At 70.9% G+C, this 24,410-nt stretch carries 20 protein-coding genes; 13 read left to right on the plus strand and 7 right to left on the minus strand.

The genetic code is table 11. The annotated features are described in order from the left end of the window. The first annotated feature begins 75 nt into the window (after positions 1-75). The 8 genes from ACFYY8_RS25235 to ACFYY8_RS25270 all read left to right on the plus strand — a co-directional run bounded on the left by ACFYY8_RS25235 (position 76) and on the right by ACFYY8_RS25270 (position 11,129). Complete coding sequence (locus ACFYY8_RS25235; protein ID WP_390044894.1) at positions 76-1,635, plus strand: MFS transporter; 1,560 nt, start codon at positions 76-78, stop codon at positions 1,633-1,635. A 609-nt stretch (positions 1,636-2,244) separates the two neighbouring features. Beyond that, positions 2,245-3,366: a hypothetical protein gene (locus tag ACFYY8_RS25240; RefSeq protein ID WP_390044896.1), complete on the plus strand. Its 1,122-nt coding sequence runs from the start codon at positions 2,245-2,247 to the stop codon at positions 3,364-3,366. Between the two features lie 29 nt (positions 3,367-3,395). Beyond that, positions 3,396-5,135, plus strand: a complete 1,740-nt coding sequence (locus ACFYY8_RS25245) for a hypothetical protein (protein WP_390044898.1) — start codon at positions 3,396-3,398, stop codon at positions 5,133-5,135. Further along, positions 5,132-7,072 carry a hypothetical protein gene (locus ACFYY8_RS25250; protein ID WP_390044900.1) on the plus strand — a complete coding sequence of 647 codons (1,941 nt, stop codon included), beginning with the start codon at positions 5,132-5,134 and terminating at the stop codon, positions 7,070-7,072. The genes ACFYY8_RS25245 and ACFYY8_RS25250 overlap by 4 nt, the downstream gene beginning before the upstream one ends. A gap of 35 nt (positions 7,073-7,107) precedes the next feature. Next, a complete protein-coding gene (locus ACFYY8_RS25255) occupies positions 7,108-8,100 on the plus strand; it encodes a MinD/ParA family protein (protein ID WP_352015041.1) in 993 nt (330 codons plus the stop codon). Continuing rightward, entirely contained in the window at positions 8,100-8,855 is a 756-nt protein-coding gene (locus tag ACFYY8_RS25260) for a hypothetical protein (RefSeq protein WP_390044902.1), read from the plus strand. Before ACFYY8_RS25255 ends, ACFYY8_RS25260 begins: the two co-directional genes overlap by 1 nt. A gap of 16 nt (positions 8,856-8,871) precedes the next feature. Continuing rightward, positions 8,872-10,377 carry a hypothetical protein gene (locus tag ACFYY8_RS25265; protein ID WP_390044904.1) on the plus strand — a complete coding sequence of 502 codons (1,506 nt, stop codon included), beginning with the start codon at positions 8,872-8,874 and terminating at the stop codon, positions 10,375-10,377. Continuing rightward, positions 10,377-11,129: a glycoside hydrolase family 16 protein gene (locus ACFYY8_RS25270; protein ID WP_390044906.1), complete on the plus strand. Its 753-nt coding sequence runs from the start codon at positions 10,377-10,379 to the stop codon at positions 11,127-11,129. Before ACFYY8_RS25265 ends, ACFYY8_RS25270 begins: the two co-directional genes overlap by 1 nt. A gap of 2 nt (positions 11,130-11,131) precedes the next feature. Here ACFYY8_RS25270 and ACFYY8_RS25275 read toward each other — a convergent pair whose 3' ends face one another. Both ACFYY8_RS25275 and ACFYY8_RS25280 read right to left on the minus strand, forming a co-directional pair. After that, on the minus strand, positions 11,132-11,701 hold the full coding sequence (locus ACFYY8_RS25275; RefSeq protein WP_390044908.1) for an NADPH-dependent FMN reductase: 570 nt from the start codon (positions 11,699-11,701) through the stop codon (positions 11,132-11,134). Between the two features lie 188 nt (positions 11,702-11,889). Continuing rightward, positions 11,890-12,384, minus strand: coding sequence for a GNAT family N-acetyltransferase (locus ACFYY8_RS25280; RefSeq protein ID WP_390044976.1), 495 nt, complete (start codon positions 12,382-12,384; stop codon positions 11,890-11,892). Between the two features lie 250 nt (positions 12,385-12,634). On the opposite strand from ACFYY8_RS25280, the gene ACFYY8_RS25285 reads away from it, so the two are divergent. From ACFYY8_RS25285 to ACFYY8_RS25295, 3 genes are all read left to right on the plus strand, one after another. Further along, positions 12,635-14,044, plus strand: a complete 1,410-nt coding sequence (locus ACFYY8_RS25285; RefSeq protein ID WP_390044910.1) for an LCP family protein — start codon at positions 12,635-12,637, stop codon at positions 14,042-14,044. A 24-nt stretch (positions 14,045-14,068) separates the two neighbouring features. Then, entirely contained in the window at positions 14,069-16,714 is a 2,646-nt protein-coding gene (locus ACFYY8_RS25290; RefSeq protein ID WP_390044912.1) for an AAA family ATPase, read from the plus strand. Positions 16,715-16,828: 114 nt separating this feature from the next. Beyond that, complete coding sequence (locus tag ACFYY8_RS25295; RefSeq protein WP_390044914.1) at positions 16,829-18,190, plus strand: ATP-binding protein; 1,362 nt, start codon at positions 16,829-16,831, stop codon at positions 18,188-18,190. 4 nt (positions 18,191-18,194) lie between these two features. Here ACFYY8_RS25295 and ACFYY8_RS25300 read toward each other — a convergent pair whose 3' ends face one another. Further along, positions 18,195-19,223: a peptidoglycan-binding protein gene (locus tag ACFYY8_RS25300; protein WP_390044916.1), complete on the minus strand. Its 1,029-nt coding sequence runs from the start codon at positions 19,221-19,223 to the stop codon at positions 18,195-18,197. A gap of 101 nt (positions 19,224-19,324) precedes the next feature. On the opposite strand from ACFYY8_RS25300, the gene ACFYY8_RS25305 reads away from it, so the two are divergent. Continuing rightward, a complete protein-coding gene (locus ACFYY8_RS25305) occupies positions 19,325-20,320 on the plus strand; it encodes a GlxA family transcriptional regulator (protein WP_390044918.1) in 996 nt (331 codons plus the stop codon). Here the strand turns inward: ACFYY8_RS25305 and ACFYY8_RS25310 are convergent. Together ACFYY8_RS25310 and ACFYY8_RS25315 are read right to left on the minus strand one after the other, a co-directional pair. Beyond that, a complete protein-coding gene (locus tag ACFYY8_RS25310) occupies positions 20,292-20,624 on the minus strand; it encodes an ArsR/SmtB family transcription factor (RefSeq protein ID WP_390044920.1) in 333 nt (110 codons plus the stop codon). The two genes, ACFYY8_RS25305 and ACFYY8_RS25310, sit on opposite strands and share 29 nt — an antisense overlap. Before the next feature lie 129 nt (positions 20,625-20,753). Continuing rightward, positions 20,754-22,196, minus strand: coding sequence for an MFS transporter (locus ACFYY8_RS25315; protein WP_390044922.1), 1,443 nt, complete (start codon positions 22,194-22,196; stop codon positions 20,754-20,756). 422 nt (positions 22,197-22,618) lie between these two features. Between ACFYY8_RS25315 and ACFYY8_RS25320 the strand changes: the two genes are divergently transcribed. Next, positions 22,619-23,140 carry a hypothetical protein gene (locus ACFYY8_RS25320; protein ID WP_390044924.1) on the plus strand — a complete coding sequence of 174 codons (522 nt, stop codon included), beginning with the start codon at positions 22,619-22,621 and terminating at the stop codon, positions 23,138-23,140. A gap of 418 nt (positions 23,141-23,558) precedes the next feature. Here ACFYY8_RS25320 and ACFYY8_RS25325 read toward each other — a convergent pair whose 3' ends face one another. Further along, complete coding sequence (locus tag ACFYY8_RS25325; protein WP_390044925.1) at positions 23,559-23,861, minus strand: hypothetical protein; 303 nt, start codon at positions 23,859-23,861, stop codon at positions 23,559-23,561. Then, positions 23,858-24,376 (minus strand): hypothetical protein, encoded by a 519-nt coding sequence (locus ACFYY8_RS25330; protein ID WP_390044927.1) that lies wholly within the window; start codon positions 24,374-24,376, stop codon positions 23,858-23,860. The genes ACFYY8_RS25325 and ACFYY8_RS25330 overlap by 4 nt, the downstream gene beginning before the upstream one ends. Between the last annotated feature and the right edge of the window lie 34 nt (positions 24,377-24,410).

Consider the following 24,410-nt stretch of genomic DNA (forward strand, 5'->3'; position numbering starts at 1 on the left):
TCCACGGGAGCGCAACCGGACGGGCCGTCAGCGTCCGGTCAGCGTCCCGTCAACGCCGCCACCGACGCTCCTCCCATGATCTCCTCCTCCCGCCGGTGGGGCACACTGGCCGTCGCCTGCCTCGCCGTACTGCTCCTCAGCATCGATCTGACCGTGCTCCACCTGGCCGCGCCGAAGCTGACGCGGGACATGCGTCCCTCCGCCACCCAGTTCCTGTGGATCGTCGACGTGTACGGCTTCGCCCTGGCCGGGCTCCTGGTCACGATGGGCAACCTCGGCGACCGGATCGGGCGCAGGAGGCTGCTGCTGGCCGGGCTCGCCGCCTTCGCCTGCGCCTCCGCGCTGACGGCCTACGCCCCGACGCCGGAGCTGCTGATCGCCGCCAGGGCGCTGCTCGGCGTCGCGGGCGCGACCGTCATGCCCTCGACCCTGTCGATCATCCGCAACGTCTTCACCTCCCCCCGCGAGCGGGCCACCGCGGTCGGCGTCTGGAGCAGCGTCTCGGCGCTCGGCTTCGCCCTCGGCCCGGTGATCGGGGGCCTGCTGCTCGACCACTTCTGGTGGGGGTCGGTCTTCCTGGTCAACGTCCCGGTCGCCGCGCTCATCATCGTCGCCGGCGCCCTCGTGCTCCCCGAGTCGCGCAACCCGAACCCGGGGCGGATCGACCTGGTCAGCGTCCCGCTGTCGATCGTCGGGGTGGTCGCGGTCATCTACGCGGTGAAGAACGCCGCCCACGACGGGGTGACCGCGCCCGGCGTCCTGGTCGCGGCGGTGGTCGGCGCGGTCGTTCTCGCCCTGTTCGTCCGGCGTCAGCGGCGGCTGGCCGAACCCCTCATCGACGTGCGGCTCTTCCACCACCGCGCCTTCTCCGGCGCGGTCGGGGCCAACGTCGTGTGCATCTTCTCCATGCTCGCGGCCTCGCTGGCCTTCGCGCAGTACTTCCAGCTCGTCCTGGGGTGGTCGCCGCTGGTCTCGGGACTGGCGAGCCTGCCCGGCGGACTCGGCGCGGCGGTCGGCGGCGCCCTGGCGACCCCGCTGGTCGGCCTGCTCGGCAGGGCCCGGGTCGTGGCCCTCGGGCTGGTCCTCGGCGCGACGGCGTTCGTGCTGTACAGCCGGTTCGGGACGGACACCGGCTACCCGTACATGCTGCTCGCCATGGTCCTCGCGGGGTTCGGCAACGGGTTCGCCTTCGCCGTCACCGGTGACACCATCCTGGCCTCCGTCCCCAGGGAGCGGGCCGGGGCGGCCTCCGCCATCGCGGAGACCGGTCAGGAGATGGGCGGGGCGCTGGGCATCGCCGTGCTGGGGAGTGTGCTGAACGGCGCCTACCGCGACGGCCTGCGGCTGCCCGCCGGGGTGCCGGACCGGGTGGCCGGGCAGATCGGGGAGTCACTCGGCGGGGCGCTGCAGGCCGCGGCCGGCCTGCCCGCCCAGGTCGCGGAGGCCGTCGAGCGGGCCGCGAGGCTGGCCTTCCTCGACGGCATGCGGACCACGCTGGTCACGGGGGCCGCGCTGCTGGCCGTACTGGCGGTGGCCGTGCTGTTCGCGCTGCGCGGTGTTCCCAGGGAGATCCCGGAGGTGGTCCTCGACGACGCGGGCCGCGCGCAGGACGACGAGCCCGTGCGGATCGGCTGACCCGCGCCGGGAAACCCTCGCGAGTTCGGGAAAAGGGACAGCCCCTAATTGTCGTGTTCAGCTCACCCGATCGGACGCCTCGAAAGGACACGGGCCATTCCGTCCGGCCGCCGGGGGACCGGGGCGGCGCCTCGGGGCTGGACACGATTTCCGGCTCCCCGCCCCTACCCTCGGAAAACGGAAATACAACGCAAGGAGAACGGAAACCCCGCTTCAGGGAAATATCAGATCGCCAGCAAATAGCGCAGACCAGCGCAAACCCCAGGCCGCGAACCTCTCCAGAGAGGCTCCGGCATCCCCCGTACGGCCTCGGCACCCAGCCGCAAAGGAGGGGTTTCGGACAGCACTTATCTATGATTATGTATTATTTATAACTTAATAACCATAAGTGCCGATTACCATTGCGCTTTACCTTCCCAATGGATCACGGTCAGTCTAATATTTGGACCTATGTCATGGCGTGCATCAGATTTCCCAGATGAGGAAGCCTGGCCTCCCGGTCGTGGCGGCGCTTCCCCCGGAGACGAATCTGAGCACGAGTCCGACTGGCACCCCGATAGCCTGCCGACGTTCAACTGGCGCCGCGCCGTACTGTTCGGAACCCTCTCCGTGGTCGTCGCGGGCGCGGGCGTCTGGCTGATCAGGGCCAACTCCGCGACCCCGCAGACCCTCGTGGCCGACCCCTCGCCGCAGACGTCCAGCGCGGGCTGGGGAGCGGCGTCGCGGAGTCCCTCGGACATCGACGCCGGGAAGCCCGCCCCCTCCGCCTCGGTCTACGTCGACCGGAGCGGCACCGGGGACGGCGCCTCCGCCACCGCGCCACCGGGCAAGACCGCCATCGGGACGACCGCGAAGCCCGAGGAGTCCCCCCAGCTCACCGTCCGGCAGGCCTACCGCATCCACGGCTCGTACCAGAAGAACCTGTCGGCGGTCCAGTCCCGGATGGACTCGGCGGCCATGGGCAAGCTCGAAGGCGGACTGGCGGTCGAGATGACCAGGGCCAGCTTCAAGACCGCCAAGATGCAGGGCGAATCGGTCGCCTCGGGCACATGGCCGAACCCGCAGGTGTGGGTGCCCCGGCACGTCGAGGGCTCCCCCGACTGGTTCGTCGCGGTCGCCCACGAGACCGGCATCGCCAGGGTCGTCGACCTGATGAGCTCGACCCCGGCGGGCTGGCGCCTGGTCGCCTCGGGAGCCGACACCCGCGCGATCCTGCCCGCCTTCCCCAAGATCGCCACGGACGCCGAAGGCTACGCCACGAGCCTGCCGGAGAACGCCACCGGCCTGGTCGCGACCCCGCGCCAGATCGCCGAGGAACACCTGGAGAGCCTGGAGAGCGCCAAGCCCGACCAGAGGTTCGAGGACGGGCCGTGGACCAGCGAGACCGTGAAGTTCTGGCAGCAGGAACGCGCCCAGCTTGAGGACGCCGGGTGGATCCTCAGCCTGACCTACCGTCAGGAGGGCCCGATCCGGGCGCTGCGAACCGGGGACGGGGGCGCCCTGGTCTGGTACTCGGCGCGCTCAACCGACACCCGCATGGCCGAGCGCGCGGGGGCGAAGGTCACCCTGAAGGGTCCCGCCGCCGTCCGCACGCGCAACAAGGCGTTCACCCACTCGGCGAGCGCCACCTATGGACGGATGTACGTGACATATGTACCCCCCGCCGGCTCCACCGACCCCGTCCGCGTACTGGGCGAGTGGAGCGAGGTCCTGGAGAGCCACGGCGACTGACGCCCCACCGGGAGAAGAGGAACGCCCATATGACACCTTCACGTAAGCCCTCACGTGCGACGGTGATCACCGCGAGCATCGCGATCGGCGTGTTCGGTGCCGGCGCCGGGCTGGGAACCGTCATCGCCGCCCGTTCCCAGCCCCCCGCCGAGCAGGCCGTACGGCTGGCCGCGGGGACCTATCACCTGGACGAACTCGCCCAGGCGTGGAAGGCGGGCGACGCCCCGCCGCTGTCCGGCTCCGACGCGGGCAGCGCGATCAGCAAGAAGGGGCCTCTCGGCACGGTTCTGGCCGGTGCGAAGGTCTGCCTGACCGCGACCGCCGACGGGCACGCCGTCTCAGGAAGCGCGGGAGGCTGCATCGGCCTGCCCGTGCTGGCCAGCGCCACGGCCCCGCTCCAGCGTCCCGGCAACCCCAAGTCGGGAACGACCAAGGACACCAAGGACGCTAAGGACACCAAGGACACGGCGACGGTCAAGCCCGTCAAGAACGACACCCCGCCGAAGAGCAACACGGGCGGCGGAGGCGGAGGTGGCGGAGGTGGCGGCACCACGCAGAAGGCGCCCGTCTCCGCCCCGGTCCAGCCCCCGAAGACGAACACCAAGGCCGCCCCGCCCCCAGCCTCGCCGACGAAGAAGGTCAGCGGGGGCATCTCGGACAACGGCAGCGTGATCGACAAGCCCGCGACCCTCGCGGAGAAGCCGAAGCTCGGCATCGGCGCGGACGCGCCGAAGGTCGCCGACCGTGAGGAGAAGCCGCAGCCGGACTCTCCCAACCCGCCCAAGGCTGCCAAACCGACCGGCACCCTCAAGCCCGCCCTGCCCAACAGCACGGCCAAGCCGGTCACGCCGCCCAAGACAGCCGCCAAGCAGAAGCCCCAGAGCCCGGTCAACCAGCCCCTGGACGGCCCGACCAAGCCCCGGCCCTCGGGCAAGCACAACCCGTACGGGCAGTCCGCGCCCAAGAAGTACGGTCAGACGCTCCCCGCCCCCGACTCCGAGCAGGCGCCCGACTCCGGGCAGGCACCCGACCAGACCGTGCTCCAGCCCGCCCCCATGGGAGCGGAAGTGGAGACGCTGCCGGTCTTCAAGGACCCCGAGCTGCTCAAGCGGGCCCAGGAGGCTCTGGGGCTCGACAAGAACATGCGCTACACCGACGAGAACGGCGTGTGGGACCTCAACATCGCCCCGCCGGGAACCCCGCCGTGCCGTGACTACACCGAGGACGAGCTGCGTGAGCTCGGCGCCGACCAGGACGGCGCGGTCATCCCCCGCGACTCCTGCCGGTGGCCCGCCTTCGTCCGCTGGCTCTACGCCGAGCCCGCGCCCGGCGAGGTCAGCAACTGGACCAAGTTCACCGGCCTGCCCGAGCGGAACCTGGAGTTCGTGGTGACGGACCAGGCTCCCGCCCAGTCCCCGCAGGCCCCCACCCAGCCGGAGCAGCAGCCCGACCAGCAGCAGCCGGAGCAGAACGACCAGTACGACCCCTACGGCCAGGACGACCAGCCCGGTCAGCAGGGCCAGCCCGACCAGCAGGGTCAGCAGGGCCAGAACGGCGAGTACGGCCAGCAGCCCCCGGCCCAGTCCGGCAAGCACGGCCAGTCCGGCGGCCTCGTACCCGCCCAGCCGCAGCCCGACCAGCAGACGAGCCACTCCAAGCAGCAGCGGCGGGAGACCCCGTCCGACGCGGGGCCGTACGAGACCCGTCGCTACATCAAGAACGGCCCCGGCCAGGTCGAGCCGGACCAGGACGGGCACACCGGACCATGAGCACCTCCACCGGCGCCGGGCGTGTCACGCCCGGCGCCGGCGGCGAGGGGGCGGCGTGGGTGGGCGAACACGGCGCGCACCTGCTGGACTACGCCGCCTCCCACCTCGCCTCAGGCCGGGCGTTACCCGCGGTCGCCTCCGTGCTGACCGCGTGCCTGGCCGAGCCGTCCCCGCCGGAGGGCGTCGGCGTCAGAGGACGGCTGTTCTCCGCCCTGCGGCGTGACTGCCTGGCGTCCCCCGAGCACCGGGAGATCTACGTCCCCGACACGGGACCCGGCATGCCGGACGAGGAGGTCACCGAGCGCGTCTGGTCGCTCGTCGAACCACTGGGCACCGAGACGCTCAGACTGATGTACCGCCACGGACTCACCACCGAGGACCTCGCGCACGTCCTGGCCATGCCGGTCGAGGAGGTCACCAGGCTCGCCACCCGCACCCAGGACCTGCTGGAGATCCTGGCCAGCGGACTCGACGCCCTCGCCAACCACCGCCGCACCTGCCCCGAGCTGGGCCCCCTCGTCGAGCGGATCTTCCCCGAGGAGGAGTGGACGGCCGCCGACATCGACGCGGAGGCGCGGGGGGAACTGATCTCCCACATGCTGAAGTGCCCGGTGTGCGCGCGGCCGATCAACATCCGTTACACGGTCCCGCAGATGGTCTCCCATCCGCGCATCCGCTCGCTTCCCCCGCAGGTCCGGCGTCAGCTCATGGACTCCCTGCCCGAGCCGCCACCGTCCGCGCCGAAGCCCCCGGCCAGGCGTTCCCCGGGCATCGCCGGAGCGGGACCGCTCGCCGCGCCCACGGCCGTCGCCGAAACCGGCACCGAACCCGCCGCCGGGCCCCCCGTCACCGTGGACCCCCGGGCACGTTCCGCCAGGCAGGACCGCTCCACGATGCCCTACCGGACCGTCCGTCCCGAGGGCGTGAGCCGTACCGGGCCGAAGGAGGGCGCCGACCGCCGGGACCACCCCGCGACCGAAACCGAAACCGACCGGCGCAGCCGCCGGGACCGCTCCATGCCGTACGGCCCGGCCTCGGGAGACCGCTCCCCCAGGCCTCCCGGGTCCCCAAGGCCCACCGAGCGGCACGGGGACCGTCCCACGTTGCCGTCCCTGCCCGTGCTGCCCGCCCCTGGGCCCTCGGGGCCGCCGCTCGCGCCGCCCGTCCCCGGACAGAACACCCCGCTCTACGACGCCCTGTTCACCCAGGCGTGGGCGCGGAACACCGCCGAGCGCGAGACGGACGCCTCGGCCACCATGCCGTCCCTGCCCGCCGTCGCGAAGTCCTCCCAGAAGTCCCCCCAGAAGCCTGTCCGCAAGCCCGCCCCGAAGCCCGCGACGGGACACGAGCCGGACGAGACGGAGGGGTACCCCCTCGGGGTCCGCGTCCTGGAGGCGCTCGCCCCCGTCGGGACGTGGCTCAGGAACACCACCGTCAAGGTCGTGATCGTCGTGGTCGCGGGCGCGACGGGCACCCTGCTGGGAATGAACCTCCTGGCGCCCGTGATGGGGTCGCGGGACGCGGTGACCTCCCTGCGGACGACCACGCAGAGCCAGACACCCGACCGGCCGACGGCCTCGCCCCAGCTGACGTTCCCCGGGACCGAGTCGTCCGGATCCGCCTCGGGAGAGCCGGGAGGCTCGGGGGAGCTCGCCAAACGGGTGCGCGTCCCGCCTCTGGTGACGCTCGACGAGTTCGGCCAGGGGAACATCCTCCTCACCGTGACGGGCTCCCCCCTGCGGTGGCGCGTCACGGCCCCCGGCCTGACGGTGCGCCCGTCGAGCGGCACCACGCGGCCGGGCCGCCCCGACGTGATCACCCTGCGCGCCCACCGCATCCGCCACTGGTGCGGCACGCCCTTCACCGCGACGACCTCCCTGACCGTCCACGGACCCGACGACTCGATCACCACCACGGTGCGCTGGCAGACCTGCTGACCTCCCGCGCTGCCCTCTGTGAAAGGACCCTGGCCATGACGGAGACGTCCCCCCAGATCCAGGCTTCGCCGCCCCCGCAGGGCGAACCGTTCCAGGAGACGGTCCCCCTCACCGCCGAACACCTGCTCATCAACCGACGTCCCGAACCGACCGGCGGCTGGCGCCGCCTGGTGTGGCAGGTCTCCGGCGGGAGGATCACCCCCGCCGAGTCGAGCGCCGAACTGGAACGCCGCACGCTGATCGCCCAGGCCCAGACCCCGGTGGCCAGCGGCCACCACCGGATCGCGGTGATGAGCCTCAAGGGCGGGGTCGGCAAGACCACCACGACCGTCGCCCTCGGCAACACCCTGGCCTCCCTGCGGGGCGACCGGGTGATCGCCATCGACGCCAACCCCGACCGGGGCACCCTCGGGCTGAAGGTCAAGTCGGAGACCGCGGCGACCATCCGCACCATGCTCGCCGAGGCCCCGCACATCATGCGTTACGCCGACGCGCGTGCCTTCACCTCCCAGTCGCCCGCCCGGCTGGAGGTCCTCGCCTCCGACAGCGACCCGGCGGTGAGCGAGGCGTTCGACGCCGACGACTACCGGACGGTCGCCGGGCTCATCGAGCGTTACTACTCCATCTGCATCACCGACTGCGGGACGGGGCTGCTGCACGGCGCCATGGGGGCGACGCTGGAGCTGGCCGACCAGATCGTGCTGGTCAGCCTCGTCGCCGTCGACGGCGCCAACTCGGCCGCCGCGACGTTGGACTGGCTGACCGCCCACGGCCACTCCGACCTGGTCAGGAACGCCATCGTCGTGCTCAACGCCGTCGAGCCCAAGTCCGACGTGGACGTCAGCCTGCTCGAACGGCACTTCGCCGCCCGCTGCCGCTCGGTGATCCGCGTGCCGTACGACCCGCATCTCAAGGAGGGCGCCGAGGTCGACCTCGTACGGCTGCGCCCCACCACCAGGGGCGCCTACCTGCGTCTGGCCGCCGCGGCGGGCCAGGCGTTCGGCCAGCGCCAGGACCGGAGCCGCTAGTGGCCAAGAACGGAGACCTGGACTGGGACCTCGGCCCGCCGCGCAACAACCGCAGGATGCTCCTCGTCGTCGTCTCGATGGTCGGGGCCATCCTGCTGGCGGCCGTGATGTGGCGCGTCGTGGGAGGCGGCCAGGAACCCCAGGTGGTCTCGACGGTCTCCACCGCCGAGGACGGAGGCGGGGGCGTCGTGCTCGCGCAGCCGTCCGGCTACGAGAGCGAGGCGGGTTATCCCGTCGGGTTCCCGCACACGGACCTGGGGGCGGCCTCGGCCGCCGCCGCCGCGCTTGAGGGCGCCTGGACGCTGGACGTCGCCCAGGCCGAGCACGCCGCCATCCTGTACGCCCCGCCGGAGCAGCGGGACACGGCCCTGGCCGGGGCGCGGGCGGCGGTCGCCGGATGGCGGCAGACCCTCGGCCTGCCCAGGACCGGGCCGCTGCCCGAGGACGCCGCGATGCGGACCAGGACGATCGGCGTCCAGTGGCGTTCCCGCTCGAAGGACCTGGTCCAGGTCTCCGTCCTGGTCCAGGTGACCGCGACCAAGGGCGTCGGGGACACCGACCCCACCTATTCGAGCCCGTACGCCATGAACCTGCTCATGAGCTGGAACCCCACCATGCGTGGCCCGAGCCAGGGTGACTGGGTCAACATCCCCGACCCGGTCACGACCACGGTGCCCCAGGTCGCCCTGCCCGGCAGCCCCGAGTTCACCGCCGCGGGCTGGAAGCCCATCGCCGGTTCCGACCCCACCCCCTAGATCGAGGAGGACCGCCATGCCCCGACGCATCCCGTCCCGGCGCGTCACCCTGATGTCAGGCCTGCTGCTCGCCGGGGTCTCCGCGACGGCGGGAGCGGTCGCCGCCCACCCGTGGAGCGCCCTGGCCGAGCCCGCGAGTGAGACCTCGACCACCTCCCAGACGGCTCCCGAGGCCGAGTCGGACACCTCCCCGCTCTCCGACTCGGAGGGTTCGTCGATCTCCCAGGACTCCGGGGGCGCCGGGGGATCGAAGGAGGCCGGGGAGGTGGCGCCCGCCGAGGAGGCCGACCCCGGCTCCCCTGACGCCCCGGAATCCGACCGGCCCACCGACCATTCCGACGGCGATTCCGCCGATCACCCCGGTGACGACTCCGCGAAGAAGCCCGCCAAGAAGCAGGCCAAGAAGCCCGCGAAGGGACCCGTCGAGGAGTCCGAAACCGGTAAGGGGACCTCCTCGTCGAAGCCGCTCGCACGCCCCAAGGCGGCGCACAAGAAGCCCTCCTCCGACACGGACTCGGACGACGTTCCCACGACGCAGGAGGCTCCCGCCGTCGCGGCGTTGAAGGCGCCCACCGGGAAGACGAGTGACATCGACTCGCTCTCGGTCGACGATCCGGCGACCCCGGCCCCCGCTCCCTCCCCGAGTCTCGGCAAGCCCGGCAAGGGTGAGGTTCCGCAGGTGGCCACGACGCCGCCCGTCCCGGCCACGGCGCAGAAGCCGGGCGACGACCTGACCGCCTCCCCGAAGCCGCCGAAGAAATCCACCGGTAAGAAGCCCGCCGCGAAGGAGCCTTCCAACGAGAAGCCCGGCGCGAAGCACGCCGAGAAGAAGGACCCGGGAAAGAACGACACCACCAAGAAGGGCACCGCCAAGAAGACCGGCGCGAAGAAGAGCGGCGGCGAGAAGGCCCACGAGAGGGCCCGGAGGAAGACGCGGCAGAAGTCGAAGACCGGCACGAGCCCCGAGGCGACGACCAAGAGCCCGTCGGTCTCCGCCGTCGCCCCGCCCGAACCGACCCCGCCGACCCCGACGCCGACGCCGACCCCGGCCCTGACCTCGACTCCGGCCCCCACCACGGCCACGCCGGACGCGACCGCCGTACCCACGACCACTCCCACGGTGCCGACCACGGTGTCGTCCACGGTGCCGCCGACCACGACACCGGCCGCGGCACCGTCCGCCGGGCCCGCCGCCGTGCCCTTCCCGCCGTCCCCCTTCTCCGCGGTCGTCGTCCCGTTGCCGCCGTTGCGGCACTCCATCGGTTCCGGGGTCTGCGGCGCCGACCAGCTCGCCGCGTGCTGGAGCCTCGGGCCGTGGCACAGCCGTACCTCCGAGTTCCCCACCGCGGCGGCGAACACGTCGTGGTCGGCGGCCGTGACCTCCCGGTGGGCCTTCGGGCCACCCGCCGGGCGTGAGGGCCGTCCCGCGAACCCGTCCGGGACCTGGTCGCCGAGGGCACCGGGTTGCTGGAGCTTCAGTCCTTCCGCGCTCTGCGCCAGACCACAGGAGCGGCGACCCTGATGTCCAGGTCGAACCTACGATTAGCCGTGCTCAGCCTGGTGGCCGCGCTGGCGGTGAGCACCCTCACCGTCGCGCGGGGCCAGGTGTCGTCCGGCGCCGACTGCTCCCCCTCGAAGAACGCCGAGGCCCTCGGCTGGGGCGCGCCCACCTGGTGCGCCGAGTTCGACGACTACCTCGACGAGGACGAGTGGGTCGTCTACGACTCCCCGGGACACGCGGGCAACGGCCGCCGCTCCCCGGACCAGCTCTTCCTCGGCGACGGCGCCCTCTACCTGTACGGCCGCGCCGACGGCACGACCGCCGGGCTGGCCGCCCGCCACGTCCAGACCTACGGCCGCTGGGAGACGCGTATCCGGCTGTACCCGGGGGCCGGGTCCTACCACCCGGTCGCCCTGCTGTGGCCGCAGGAGGGCGGCGGGAACGTGCGCAGCTCCACCGGGGAGGAGGTCGACTTCCTTGAGGTCGTCAACGACCCGCAGCGACAGCGCCCCAACTTCTTCCTGCACACGCCGCAGGGCCAGGAGCAGTCACACGCCCAGGTGGACATGACCGACTGGCACACCTACGCCGTGGAGAACACCTCGGAGGGGGTCGTCGGCTACCTCGACGGGCAGGAGTGGTTCCGCTCGCCGAACGCGGCCCGCAGCCCCATGTCGGTCTGCCTGCAGCTGGACTGGTTCCCCGGCCAGGGCGACCAGGGCGACGCCTGGATGGAGGTCGACTGGCTGCGCGTCTATCCCCTGGAGTCCTGAGTTCAGGTCGTGTACGGCCTGGCCTGGCGTCCCTGTTTGAGGGTGGTCGCCCACCAGATGAGCTGGTCGAGCATGATCTTGACCGCGCCGTCGGCGCCGTCGCCCCCGGTCGGTCTGTCCTCGGCGTCGAACAGCACGGGGGTGTGGTGGAAGCTCACCGTCTCGCGCAGGGACACCACGTGCAGTTCGGCGAAGACGAGGCGGAGCTGTTCGACCGCGCGCAGACCCCCGGAGCGACCGCCGTACGAGACGAACCCGACGGGTTTGGCGGCCCACTCGTGGCGGACCGCGTCGATCGCCAGCTTCAGGCAGGCCGGGTAGGCGTGGTTGTACTCCGGGGTGATGACCACGAAGCCGTCGGCGGCGGCGATCCTGGCGGCCAGCGCGGCGGCCTCCTGCCCGGTGTCGCCCGTCAGGGACGGCTGGGCGGGGGGAAGCGGGGTACGGCTCAGCTCCATCACGTCGAGGCGCAGGTCGGCCCGCAGGCCGGCCTGCGTGAGGAACCACCGGCCGATCGTCGTGCCGACGCCGCCCTCGCGGGGACTGGCGATGATCACTGCGATGTCCAGCACGGTGGCCTCCTCGGGGTGCACGGCTCGTACCCCCAACCGTGCAACCTCAAGCTGACTTGAGGTCAACCGCGACTTCGGTCACACTCCCGCCCGCGGGCCCGCCCCCATGTCCAGGTCACGCTCCCGTCCGCAGACCCCGCGTGCCCAGGTCACGCTCCCGTCCGCGGGATCCGCCCCGCGCGTTCAGGTCACAGCCTCATCTGCAGGACCCGTCCCGGCCACTCGCCGACCGTGAACGGCTCGGCCCTGGTGAAGCCCTGGCTCTCGTAGTAGGCGACAAGACGGCCGTCGTCACCGGCGTAGCAGTCCACCCGCAGCAGCACGGCCCCGCCTTCGAGCGCCTCCTCGCGGGCTCTGGCGAGCAGGGCCGCGCCGACGCCGTGGCCGCCGAAGCGGCGGTCGACCACCAGTCCCTGGACGTAGAGCTCGGGTTCCGGCGCGGGTTCCACGTACTCGACGGCGTTGCCGAGCACGAGACACCCCGCGGGCTCGCCGTCCACCTCGGCCACGCGCATCCCGCCGGAGAGCGCCCAGGAGGTGATCTTCTCGACGCGGGCCGGGTCCTCGGAGAAGGGCCGGTCACCCCACTGTCCGGTACGGCCCCGCGCCGTCAGCCATGCGACCGCGCTGTCGAACATCGCCAGGACCGCGGGGACATCCTCCGGCAGTCCATCACGGATCATCACCGGCGGATCGTAACAGGACATCTCCCACCGAAGGTTCTACGGAAGCCACCGGTCCACAGGTCACGGAACGTGCGCACGCGCTACCCTGCCGATCGACGGGCAGGCTGGGGCGCTCCACCGTTCTGGGCGGATGGGGTGATTCCCGGTTCTTATCCCACCCTTACGGAGGATTAGTACACTCAGCGACGGCCGGGAACCGGCTCCACGGTCATGGGCGTGTCCCTGACCCATCCTCCCCGGGAGACACGTGAGTAGCGGGCTGACAGAGGCGCCCACGAAGCCGGAAGGCCAGCCCCCACGGCGGCGCCGCAGGTGGCTGTGGTGGCTGGTTTCCATCGTCACCACCGTCGTCGTCCTGGCGGTGGCGACGGTCGCGGGTGCGTACCTCAGGCTGAGCGGCAACGTCAAACACATCGAGGTCCCCGACGAGGAACTGGGCGCCCGCCCCGTGAAGGTCGCGACCAAGGCGCTGAACGTCCTGGTGGTCGGCTCCGACCAGCGCGGCGGCAAGAACGCGAAGTACGGGAAGTTCCCCGGCGAGCGCACCGACACCATCATGCTCGCGCACATCTCCCCGAAGCGGGACAACGCGATGGTCGTCAGCTTCCCCCGTGACTCGATGGTCCAACTCCCCGACTGCAAGGCGAAGCCGGGTCTCACCGGTCAGCGGGCGCACCTGGGCATGATCAACGAGTCGTTCAACTCGGGCGGGATCACCTGCACCTGGAAGACCATCGAGACGCTCACCGGCATCCGCATCGACCACTTCGTGAAGGTCGACTTCACCGGCTTCAAGGACATGGTCGACGCGGTCGGCGGGGTCGAGGTGTGCATCCCCGAGCCGATCCGCGACAAGAAGGCCCTGCTCACCCTGCCCGCGGGCAAGCAGACGCTCAAGGGCGAGCAGGCCCTCGGCTACGTCAGGGCCCGCTACAGCCTGGGCGACGGCTCGGACATCGGGCGCATCCAGCGGCAGCAGATGTTCATCGCCTCCATGATCAAGAAGGTGATGAGCGGCGAGACGCTCACCGACCCTGCCCGGCTCTTCGGCTTCCTCGACGCGGCCACCAAGTCGGTCACCACCGACCCCGCGCTCACCCCGAGCGTGATGAAGGACCTGGCGACCAGCGCCCAGGGCCTGGCCGCCGGGCAGATCCACTTCATCACCACGCCGTGGCGCTACTCCGTCACCTATCCGGGCCGGGTCGAGTGGGTCGAGCCGCAGAGCAGGAAGCTCTTCCAGATCGTCGCCAAGGACACGGCCGTCAAGGGGTCCGGCGTCAAGGGCGGCCAGGCCAAGGTCTCCCGGTCGAAGATCCAGGTCGAGGTCCGCAACGGGACCGCCAGGAAGGGCCTCGGCTCGCTGGTGGCCGTACAGCTCGAAGAGCGCGGCTACCACATCGCCAAGATCACAGACGCGCCGCACAAGCCGTACCCGAAGACCACGATCGCCTACTCGCCGAACGGCGCCCCCGCGGCACCGACCCTCACCCGGGACGTGCTCAAGTCCTCGGGCCTGCTCGTACGGCGGGCCACCACGCCCAGGCTCATCCTCACCATCGGCGACGACTGGAAGGGTCTCAAGCCGCTTAAGCAGGACGACCTCGACAGTCTGAAGGGCTTCGACGCCACCCACGACTCCTGTGCGGGCACCTGATCCTGGTTGAGTAGGGTTCGGGGCATGTTGTACGGGCGGGCCGCCGAACAGGCCGTGATCGACCGGCTGCTCTCCGAGGCCCGTGCGGGCCGTAGCGGCGCCCTGCTCGTGCGGGGCGAACCCGGCATCGGCAAGACCGCGCTGCTCGACCACGCCGCGACCGGGGACGCGCGGGTGCTCCGCGGCACCGGGATCGAGTCGGAGGCCGAGCTGCCCTTCGCCGGGCTCCACCTGCTGCTGCGGCCGGTGCTCGACCGGCTGGACGCGCTGCCCGAGCAGCAGGAACGGGCCGTCAGGGCCGCCTTCGGGCTGGCCGCCGTACAGGCCGGGGACCGGCTGCTGGTCGGCCTCGCGGTGCTCTCCCTGCTGTCCGAGCTGGCCGAGGAGGGGCCGCTGCTGGTGCTCGTCGACGACGCCCAGTGGCTCGACCAGGCCTCGACGGACGCGCTGCTGTTCGCCGCGCGGCGACTGGACGCGGAGGGGGTCGTGCTGATCCTCGCCGCGCGTGACCCGTTCACCGCCCAGGGAATCGACGAGCTCGTGCTGCGCGGCCTCGACGCGCCCGCCTCCGCGGCCCTGCTAGGCCCGGAGATCGACCCCGTCACCCGCTACCGCGTGCTCGCCGAGGCGCGGGGCAATCCGCTCGCGCTGATCGAGCTGCCCAAGGCCGCCGCCGGAGACGGTACGGCGCCCGCGCTGACCGACCGGGTCCAGAACGCCTTCCTCGGGCAGGTCAAACGGCTGCCCGAGGCGACCCAGGGGCTGCTGGCCGTCGCCTCCGCCGAGGACACCGGTGACCTGCGCGTCGTACTGCGGGCCGCGGCCACGTTCGGGGACTTCCTCGAAGACCTGCATCCGGCGGAGAGCGCTGACCTGGTCAGGGTCCAGGCGGGCACCGTGACCTTCCGGCACCCCCTGGTCAGGGCCGCCGTCTACCAGGGGATTCCGCCCAGTCTGCGGCTGGCCGTACACCGGGCGCTCGCCGAGGCCCTGGACGGCCGGGAGGACGCCGACCGGCGCGCCTGGCATCTGGCGATGGCCGCGACCGGCCCCGACGAGGAGGTGGCCGCCGAGCTTGAGCGCACGGCCGCGCGGGCGAGCGACCGCAGCGGGCACGCCGCCGCGTCGAGCGCCTACGAGCGTGCCGCCAGGCTCAGCCTCCGGCCGGACACCCGGGCCGGACGGCTCACCCTGGCCGCGGAGACGGCGGCGTGGGCGGGCCAGCTCGACCGGGCGGGGACGCTCGCGGAGCAGGCCGCCCGGCTGCTGGCCGTACTCACCGTGGAGACGGGAGAGCACGCGGGGACGGCGGCGCTCGGGGCGCGGCTGACGCACGTCCGCGCGACCGCCGGCTTCCTGCGCGGATCCCTGCGCGCCGCCTACGAGGCGCTGGTCGAGGGGGCCGCCCTGACCGGGGGCGCGGAGGCGGCGCGCATGCTGTTCCAGGCCCTGCACAGCGCCTGGTACATCGGCGCGGCCGAGGTCGACCACGCCGCCGCCCGGCTCGGTGAGCTGTCCCTGCCGGACGGTGACCCGCTGGCGCCGGTCGCCGCGTTCGTCACGGCGACGCTGACGCGGAGCGGGACGGCGCCCTCACTGGCCAAGGCGATCGCCGAGGCCCGCGAGGCGGGCGCGCGCCCGGGCGACCTGGTCCAGGTCTGCGGGATGGGGCTGGTCACCGGGCAGGACGAGGAGGTCGGCGAGACGGCCAGGGCGCTGGTCGCCGAGGCCAGGTCGACGGGCGGCATCGGGACGCTGCCCACGCTGCTGTTCTTCCTCGCCGAGACCGAGATGTTCCACGGACGGCACCGCGACGCGCTGACCACCGCGACCGAGGGCCTGCGCATCGCGCGCGACACCGGGCAGACGCAGTGGGCCGCGCAGCTGGGAGCCTTCCTCGCCTACCTCGCCGCACTCGAAGGCGACGAGGAGCGCTGTCGCGCGCTGGCCGACGAGGCGCTCGCGGCGGGACCGGCGGGCCACGGCTGGGCGACCTGGGCGCTCGGCGTCCTCGACCTCGGGCGGGGCCGGATCGAGGTCGCGCTCTCGCGTCTCGAAACGGTCGCGGGCGGCTACCAGGTGGCCGGGAAGCGCAGCGTGCCCGACCTGGTCGAGGCGGCGGTACGGTTCGGCGCCCCCGAGCGGGCGGCCGACGCCCTGGACGGCTTCCGCCGGTGGGCGCTCGGCATGGGGCAGCCGTGGGCGTGCGCCCTGCTCGCGCGCTGCCAGGCCCTGCTCGACGACTCCGAGGAGCACTTCGCCGAGGCGCTGCGGGTGGAGGGACGGCCGTTCGAACAGGCCAGGACCGCGCTGCTGTACGGGGAGTGGCTGCGCCGTACGCGCAGGAAGGCCGACGCCCGGCCCCACCTGCGCGCCGCGCTTGAGGTCTTCGAGCGGCTGGGGGCCACGCCGTGGGCGGACCGGGCGAGGGCGGAGCTGAACGCGACCGGCTCAGCCGCCCCCGCCGCCTCGGCGCCCGGCCTGCTGGCCCTGCTCACCCCGCAGGAGCTGCAGATCGTACGGCTCGCGGCCCGTGGACTGTCGAACCGGGACATCGCCGCCCAGCTCTTCTTGAGTCCGCGCACGGTCGGCTACCACCTCTACAAGGCCTATCCCAAACTCGGGGTCGCCTCCCGTGGGGAACTGGCGACGATCGCCCTCTCCGACTGATCGACCATCCGATTGCCGCACTCGTTTAAAAGGACATAAGGGCTATTTCGCCTTTGCTCTCCTGTGAAGATCCACAACCTATAAATAGGGGAAGAGGATCTTTTGGGGGGAAGCGTGGCTTCATGGCGAAGGCCTCGCTCGATCCGGGCCCGGGCGACGCTCACCACGGTCATGATCTTCGCGGTGATCCTGGGGATCGGCTCGGCCGCGACGTCGTTCGCCATACGCGCCTGGCTCGCCGACCGGGCCGTGCAGCTCGTCTCACAGGCCGCCCGGCAGGCGTACGAGGTCAACCGCAGGGTGAAAGACGACATCCTGCCGACACAGCAGGTAAGACGTCTGCAGGTCATCGCCCGCGACGGCCGGGTCCTCGCGGCCAGCCTGGCGATGAGAGGCCGCCCCGCAATCACCAGGACCTGGCCCCCCGACAACGACAACCGGGTGGAGACCAGGTCCTGCGCCGTCCAGGCGGGTGAAAGGACGTGCTTCGTCGTCGTGGGCCTGCTGGACGCGGACGCCCCCGCCGGGGGCGTCATGGTCTACGCGGCGGCGCCCGAGTCCGCGCTGGTCACAGGCCACACTCTGGAGTTCGGACTCACCGGTCTGTCCCTCGTGCTCCTGGCGTTGCTCGGCTGGGGCACCTGGCGGGCCGTCGGACGGACCCTGGAGCCGGTCGATGAGATCCGTGAGGAGATGGCCTCGATCAGCGCCTCCGACCTCGGCCGCCGGTTGACCGTCGGCGACGACGAGACCGAGTTCTGCGCGCTCACCCGGACCATCAACACCACCCTCGAACGGCTCGACCAGGCCGCGGAACGCCAGCGCCGCTTCGTCTCCGACGCCTCGCACGAGCTGCGCACCCCGCTGACGGGACTGCGCACCAAGCTCGAACTCGCCCTGTCCGACCCGGAGTTCGAGGACCACTCCCAGACGATACGGTCGGCGCTCAACGACGCGGAACGCCTCCAGGCGATCGTGAACGACCTCCTCCTGCTCGCCCATCTCGACGCCGGCGTCACCGGCGACCCCGAATCCATCGACCTCGGCGAACTGGTGGCCGGTGAGGTACGGCGCCGCCCCTCCCGGCACGAGATCCGCACGCACCTCGCCCCGGACGTGGTCGTCAGGGGCGACCGGCTCCAGCTGACGCGCCTGCTGACCAACCTCCTCGCCAACGCCGACCGTCACGCGGCCAACAAGGTGGACGTCCACGTCGCGCGCCAGGACGGGGACGCCGTCGTCGAGATCGCCGACGACGGGCACGGCATCCCGCCCGAGGAACGCGAACGGATCTTCCAGCGGTTCGCCCGCCTGGACTCGGCCCGCAGCCGCGACGCCGGGGGAACCGGTCTCGGCCTGCCCATCGCCAGGGACATCGCCTCGGCGCACCAGGGCGTCCTGTACGCGACCACCAGCACGACCGGTCAGGGCGCCAGGCTCATCCTCAAACTCCCCCTGTCCCTGGCGACGCCGTGACGGCTCAACCCCGGCGGACGTACACCGGATCACCCGGCTCGACCAGGCCGAAGAGCCGCTCGGCGATGTGCGTGGGAACCCGGACGCACCCGCGGACCACGGACGCGGCGGGCACCGGGCTCTCCTGCGCCCGGACCTCGGGCAGGGCGGGCCGTACGGCGGGGGCCCGCCTGATCGGCCCGATGTCGATCGGTCCGACGAGAGGCTCGGCAGGGGACCGCAGATGGAACGGCCCTGCGGTGGGGATCGGGTGGATCGGCCTGACCGTGGCCATCGGGTAGACGGGCTTGACCGTGGGGGCCGGCCTGACCGGCGCGACCGTGTTGATCGGGTAGGACCGCCGGACCGTCGGCCGGGGACGGGGCGTTCCTCCCGGGAGGGGGACCTCCCTCATCCGGCGCACCGGCCTGACCTCGTGCCCGCCGCCACTTGGCCTGACCTCGGGCCTGGGCTCGCCACCCCCCGGCCCGGCCTCGGATCCGCCGCTGTCCGGTCCGGGGGCCGCGAAGGAGAACGTCTCGTAGATCGGGGCCAGCGGATCGACCCCGGGGCGCGGGAGGCGTTCGGCGACCTGGAAGTCCCCCGTCGGGGCCTCCTCCGCCGAGCTGAGGCCGTTCTGACAGAAGGCGGGTCCGGCGCCAGGGGAGACGTGGGAGACGAGTGCCCGGTGACGGCCCCGGTAGACGGTGAGGAGCTGACGTTCCAGGTCGATCTCCACCCGTCGCGGCTCACCGCCGGGCACCAACGGCGCCGGGACGCGCGGGTGGGCCAGGGCGCGCCAGGTCCGCCTGCCGACCCTGTCGCGCGGCACGAGCCCCTGTGACTTCTGGAAGGCCCAGACGGCGGCCTGGGTCTCCGAGCCGTAGTAACCGTTGACCAGTCCCGGCGCGAACCCCAGCCTCAGCAGTTCCTGCTGCAGCCGCTTCACGGGCGTGGCGAAGTCGCCGGGGCGCAGCGAGCCGCCGGGTGTCGAAGCCGCGAAACCCAGTGCGCCGAAGGACAGAGCCACCGTCCCCGCCAAAAACTTGATCACATGGCGATAAGTACCCCCACTCCCCCGAGGGGCGAGGTGATGAAACGCAAAGAATCACCCAGTCATGGTGGCCCGAATCATTTGTGTGTAAGGATCGGGTCATGCACAGAGTCGTGGTACTCGCCCTGGACGGTGTCATCCCCTTCGAGCTCGGCATCCCGTCCCGGGTCTTCGGCATGGCCAGGAACGCCGCGCGAGAACACCTCTACGAGGTGCTCACCTGCACCCTGGACGGCGGCCCCGTCGGGACGGACGCCGACTTCTCGATCTCCGTGGACCACGGGGCCGAGGCGCTGACCACCGCCGACACCGTGGTGATCCCGGCGACCCACCGGCTCGGCCCGATCGCCGTGGAGGGGGTGCTGCCGCCTCCCCTGTCCGACGCGCTCGCCCTGATCAGGCCGGGCACCAGGCTCGTCTCGATCTGCACCGCCGCCTACGTGCTCGCCGCCGCCGGACTGCTCGACGGACGGCCCGCGACCACGCACTGGAGCTGGACCGAACGGTTCCAGAAGCTGTTTCCCCAGGTGAAGCTGGACCCGGACGTGTTGTTCGTCGACGACGGGGACGTGCTGACCTCAGCGGGCGTCGCCGCCGGGGTCGATCTGTGCCTGCACATCGTCCGTCGTGACCACGGCAGCGAGGTGGCCAACCGGGTGGCCAGGAGTTGTGTCGTCCCGCCGTGGCGTGACGGCGGCCAGGCCCAGTTCATCGAGCGCCCGGTGCCCGAGGAGGCCGCGGCGACGACCGCCACGACCAGGGCGTGGGCGCTTGAGCGCCTGCACCTGCCCCTGTCTCTCGTCGACCTCGCCACCCACGCCAGGATGAGCCGCCGTACGTTCACCCGCCGCTTCCGCGACGAGGTCGGGCTCAGCCCCGGCCAGTGGCTCGTCCTGCAACGCCTCGAACTGGCCCGCCGCCTGCTGGAGACCAGCGACCTGGCCGTGGACGCCGTGGCCGCCCAGGCCGGTTTCGGCACCGCCGCCTCCCTGCGGCAGCACATGCAGAGCACGGTCGGGGTCTCACCGATGGCCTACCGCCGCACGTTCAGGCCGACGGCGAACGGCCTCAGCCATGCCGCAGGTGCTCACGGCTGAGGTCGAGGAGCATTCGGACGTGAACGTCGGCGAGCCGGTAGTAGATCATCCTGCCCGCCCTGCGACTGGCCACGATGCCCGCGGTCCGCAGCAGTCTCAGGGCGTGTGAAACGGCGGTGTCGCTGACCTGGACCGTCTCGGTGAGGTCGTAGACACACAGTTCGCCGGCTTCGAGCAGGGCGTAGAGAAGCTGGGCCCGGGTCGGGTCTCCCAGCAGCCGGAACAGCTCCGCGAGCTGGGTGGCCTCCTCCGCGGTGACGATCCGCTCTCGCGTCGCCCCCGCCTCGGCCTCGTCGAGCTCCATGGGGGGGTGTATGTCGGGCGCGGTGGCGACATCCATGGGCGAACTCCTGAACAGATGCTCAAATGATAATCACTATCATATCAAGTCCCCGGTCCGGATTATGGAACGTTCTTCGTCCGAATTGCACCGTCACGTCGGGGTGGCGGCGCTCAACGGCTCCGCGATGTCCTCAAGCCCCCTGCCCTCCGCCTTGACGCCGAGGAAAATCTCGACCAGACCTGCGGCGATCATGAGGACCGCGCCGATGCAGAAGGCCAGCGCCGTGTCCCCCACCTGGCCGCTGCCCACGAGGTTGGCGAAGACCAACGGGCCGGCGACACCTCCGACGAAGGTGCCGATCGCGTAGAAGAACGCGATGGCCATCGCCCTGGTCTCCATCGGGAAGATCTCGCTGACGGTCAGATAGGCCGCGCTCGCCCCCGCGGAGGCGAAGAAGAGCACCACACACCAGCAGGCGGTCAGGGTGAACGCGGTCAGCACCCCCTGGGAGAAGAGCCAGGCCGTACCCAGCAGCAGCACGCCGGAGCCGATGTAGGTCGCCGAGATCATCGGGACACGGCCGACGGTGTCGAACAGGTGCCCCAGCAGCAGGGGACCGAGGAAGTTGCCGATCGCGATGACCGCGAAGAAGTAACCGGTGGTCGTGTCGATCTTGAAGAACGTCGACAGGATCTGCGCGTACCCGAAGGTGATGGCGTTGTAGAGGAAGGCCTGCCCGGTGAACAGGGAGAAGCCCAGGATCGTGCGCTTGGGGTAGCGGGCCACCATGGTGTGGGCGATCCGCCCGAACCCGATGGACGTGCGCTGGTGGATGGTCATGGACCGCTCCGGCTCGTCGAGACGTACCCCCTTCTCCTCCTCGACCTGGGCCTCGATGCCGTCGACGAGTTCCTCCGCCTCCCGGTCCCGGCCGTGGATGAACAGCCACCGCGGACTCTCCGGCACGTGCCGCCGGACGAGCAGGATGCCCAGGCCGAGGACGACGCCGAGGCCGAAGGCGATACGCCAGCCGATGTTCACCGCGAACCCGTTGAGCAGCGGGACCGTCAGCAGGGCGCCGCCCGCGGCCCCCAGCCAGTAGCTGCCGTTGATGACGATGTCGATGCGTCCCCGGTGGCGGCTCGGGATCAGCTCGTCGATGGCGGAGTTGATCGCGGCGTACTCACCGCCGATACCGAAACCGGTCATGAAGCGGAACAGGAAGAACCACCACGCCGAGAACGAGAACGCGGTCGCGGCGGTGGCCACCAGGTAGACGACCATCGTGATGATGAACAGCCGCTTACGGCCGAACCTGTCGGTCAGCCAGCCGAAGAACAGCGCCCCGAGACACGCTCCGGCCACGTAGAGGGCGGCGGCCGTACCGGCGACCTGGGTCTGGGTGATCTCCAGGCCGCTGCCGGGCTTGGCGAGCTGGGCGGAGAGGTTACCGATGATCGTCACTTCGAGGCCGTCGAGGATCCAGACGGTTCCGAGGCCGATGATGATCATCCAGTGCCACCGTGACCAGGGCAGCCGGTCCAACCTCGCGGGGACCTTCGTGGTCACCGTCCCCGTCTGAACGTCGCTCATGCCTCCCCGGCTACCCCGAGGAGATCATCTCATGCCCCGCCTCGGCACCCCTGCCCTGACGTTTACGGTCGTTGCCCGGCCCACCGGACGGCGGGGTCCTCCCGGTTTCCCCGGCGGCGGGACCGAAGCGTCTCCGCGGAAACGGCTTGTCGTGACGAGCATTTCCGGAATCACCGGAAAGGAAATAAAACACCCCATGACCACAATAACGACCAGCCGCTTTCCAACGCAAAGATAATCAGTTTGTTTCTCCGCAGAACGTCTGCTTATGCTCTCCCTGCGGAACTGGTCGCCCTGCCGACCGGATCCATCTTTTGGTCGGCGAGTCAGGCCGGACCATGCGTCTCAAAGGCCGAGGCCGACCCGGATCACTCGCAGTAAGACCCTCTCCTCAAAGAAGGGAATTCACGCAAGTGACAATCATGAAAAAGATCGGAGTCGTTCTGTCCGCGGCGGTGCTGGTGACCGGTCTCGCCCCCGCCGGGGCGGACGCGAGCACCACCGGCACGACGGTGAGCACCGCCGGCGCGGCCGTCACCTCGCCGGACGCCCCCGAGGCGGCGGGCGCGACCGGCGCCCGTCAGGTCAGGCGCCCGGCCGCCCCCGCTGCGGCGTCCGCCCTCCTGGCGAACCCTCCGACGGTCTCACCCTCCGCCGGCTACGCGGAGTACGACCCCGGGACCACCATCACATGCCCGAGCGGCAATCTCTGCCCCGAGGCGTGGAACCCCGTGACCAACAAGTGGCGGCAGTTCCGGCTGTACACGTGCGCCAGGTACAACCTGTCCTACTGGAAGGGTGACGGCTTCTACACGAACAACCAGACCGGGGGTGTCACGTCGTACTTCTACGGGCAGGCGGGTGAGGTGCTGCACTCGTTCACTCCGGATTCGGGCGTACACGACTACGACTGGGAACCGGTGTGGTCCATCCGCAACTGCTGACGTCAAAGACGCCTGACTGCGCGCTCGTCACCTGTGCCGTGAACCGCTGACGTTTTCTCAGCGGGTTTCCCATACCTGGAACACCGCCCGAGGGTGCTTTTCGCCCCTCGGGCGGTGGCGTGGAAACGCCGACCACTCACTGACCCTCGGTTCACAAAATTCGGCGTTCATGTGAAATTCAATACTCGCGGGGAGACAGGCCGGGCATGAGCGGGGTACGGCCGCAGGCCTCCCCCGGCGCGGCCACCGGACTTCACGCCGGGCGTCCCCCGGTTTCCCGAAGGCCGGAACCGCCTCCACCACGATCTTGAGGATTGCAGTCCGCCCCTCACCCACCTGGCCGACCTCGATCCTGACGTTTCCCAGCCCCTACGTTTCCAGGTTCGACGTCACCGGCCTCTGAGGCTTCCGCACGGTGTCAGGGCAGGCCGTACCGTTTCCTGATCGCCGTGGCCTCCTCCTCTGACACCTGGCGCGGCGTGCGGGCCAGCGCCTGCCGCAGATCAGCCAGGATCCTGTCCGCCGACCCCCGAAGGCGCGTACGGTGACCGACGAGCTGCTCGTCGAAACGCTTCGCCGCCGGCCCCGTCCACACTCCGCCGGAGTGAAACGCCTGAAACGGCGTCTCGAAACCGCTCTCGACCTCCTGGACCAACGGTTCGATCGTCCGCAACGCGTCCTCCAACGCGGCATGAAGCGGATTGGGCACCAACCTGGTCATGAGCTTCTCTTCGAGGAGGACGGACCCGCGCTCGCGGACGGGGCACCGGCATCGGTGATGAGCCTCGGCGCGATCAACTTCATCAACGCCAGCACATCAGCGGCGTTGTCACGCCCCGCGACGCCTCTTTCCAGTCGGATCGTGAGCTCTGCCCTTCCTCTGACAAGCATGGCATAAGCAGCATTGTTTCTGCTGTTCTTGTCCTTGAAATAGAATCCAATGCCCCCCGGCACGATCTCCGGCAAGGGAAGGGCACCGTCTTTGATTTGCTCCTTAGCCTCTCCGGAATATCCGTCAGGAGTTAGATCGACATGCAGCACCTTCGGCCTGTCGCCGTCCCGGCGATAGGCAATACAGCTTCCCTCACCAAGTCTTTTTGGTTCTACTAGATCAAACCGACCGCGAACCAGTGGGTCGCGAACACCGGTCATCAACTCCACCGCCCGCAGAGGAATATAATCACATAAATAAGGTGGAACGGCGGCAACCGGCAACGGGCTCAGATCGACGTTCATTACACCTCCCTGACAGCCTACCGAGAGGGACAAT

The sequence above is a fragment of the Streptosporangium sp. NPDC001559 genome (assembly GCF_042893955.1).
Lineage (GTDB): Bacteria > Actinomycetota > Actinomycetes > Streptosporangiales > Streptosporangiaceae > Streptosporangium.

Excerpts from the sequence above, each read along its gene's own strand:
- ACFYY8_RS25235 (WP_390044894.1), top strand. The coding sequence starts at position 76 with ATGATCTCCTCCTCCCGCCGGTGGGGCACACTGGCCGTCGCCTGCCTC.
- ACFYY8_RS25245 (WP_390044898.1), top strand. The coding sequence starts at position 3,396 with ATGACACCTTCACGTAAGCCCTCACGTGCGACGGTGATCACCGCGAGC.
- ACFYY8_RS25250 (WP_390044900.1), top strand. The coding sequence starts at position 5,132 with ATGAGCACCTCCACCGGCGCCGGGCGTGTCACGCCCGGCGCCGGCGGC.
- ACFYY8_RS25255 (WP_352015041.1), top strand. The coding sequence starts at position 7,108 with ATGACGGAGACGTCCCCCCAGATCCAGGCTTCGCCGCCCCCGCAGGGC.
- ACFYY8_RS25265 (WP_390044904.1), top strand. The coding sequence starts at position 8,872 with ATGCCCCGACGCATCCCGTCCCGGCGCGTCACCCTGATGTCAGGCCTG.
- ACFYY8_RS25270 (WP_390044906.1), top strand. The coding sequence starts at position 10,377 with ATGTCCAGGTCGAACCTACGATTAGCCGTGCTCAGCCTGGTGGCCGCG.
- ACFYY8_RS25280 (WP_390044976.1), bottom strand. The coding sequence starts at position 12,384 with ATGATCCGTGATGGACTGCCGGAGGATGTCCCCGCGGTCCTGGCGATG.
- ACFYY8_RS25290 (WP_390044912.1), top strand. The coding sequence starts at position 14,069 with ATGTTGTACGGGCGGGCCGCCGAACAGGCCGTGATCGACCGGCTGCTC.
- ACFYY8_RS25305 (WP_390044918.1), top strand. The coding sequence starts at position 19,325 with ATGCACAGAGTCGTGGTACTCGCCCTGGACGGTGTCATCCCCTTCGAG.
- ACFYY8_RS25310 (WP_390044920.1), bottom strand. The coding sequence starts at position 20,624 with ATGGAGCTCGACGAGGCCGAGGCGGGGGCGACGCGAGAGCGGATCGTC.
- ACFYY8_RS25315 (WP_390044922.1), bottom strand. The coding sequence starts at position 22,196 with ATGAGCGACGTTCAGACGGGGACGGTGACCACGAAGGTCCCCGCGAGG.
- ACFYY8_RS25320 (WP_390044924.1), top strand. The coding sequence starts at position 22,619 with ATGAAAAAGATCGGAGTCGTTCTGTCCGCGGCGGTGCTGGTGACCGGT.
- ACFYY8_RS25325 (WP_390044925.1), bottom strand. The coding sequence starts at position 23,861 with ATGACCAGGTTGGTGCCCAATCCGCTTCATGCCGCGTTGGAGGACGCG.
- ACFYY8_RS25330 (WP_390044927.1), bottom strand. The coding sequence starts at position 24,376 with ATGAACGTCGATCTGAGCCCGTTGCCGGTTGCCGCCGTTCCACCTTAT.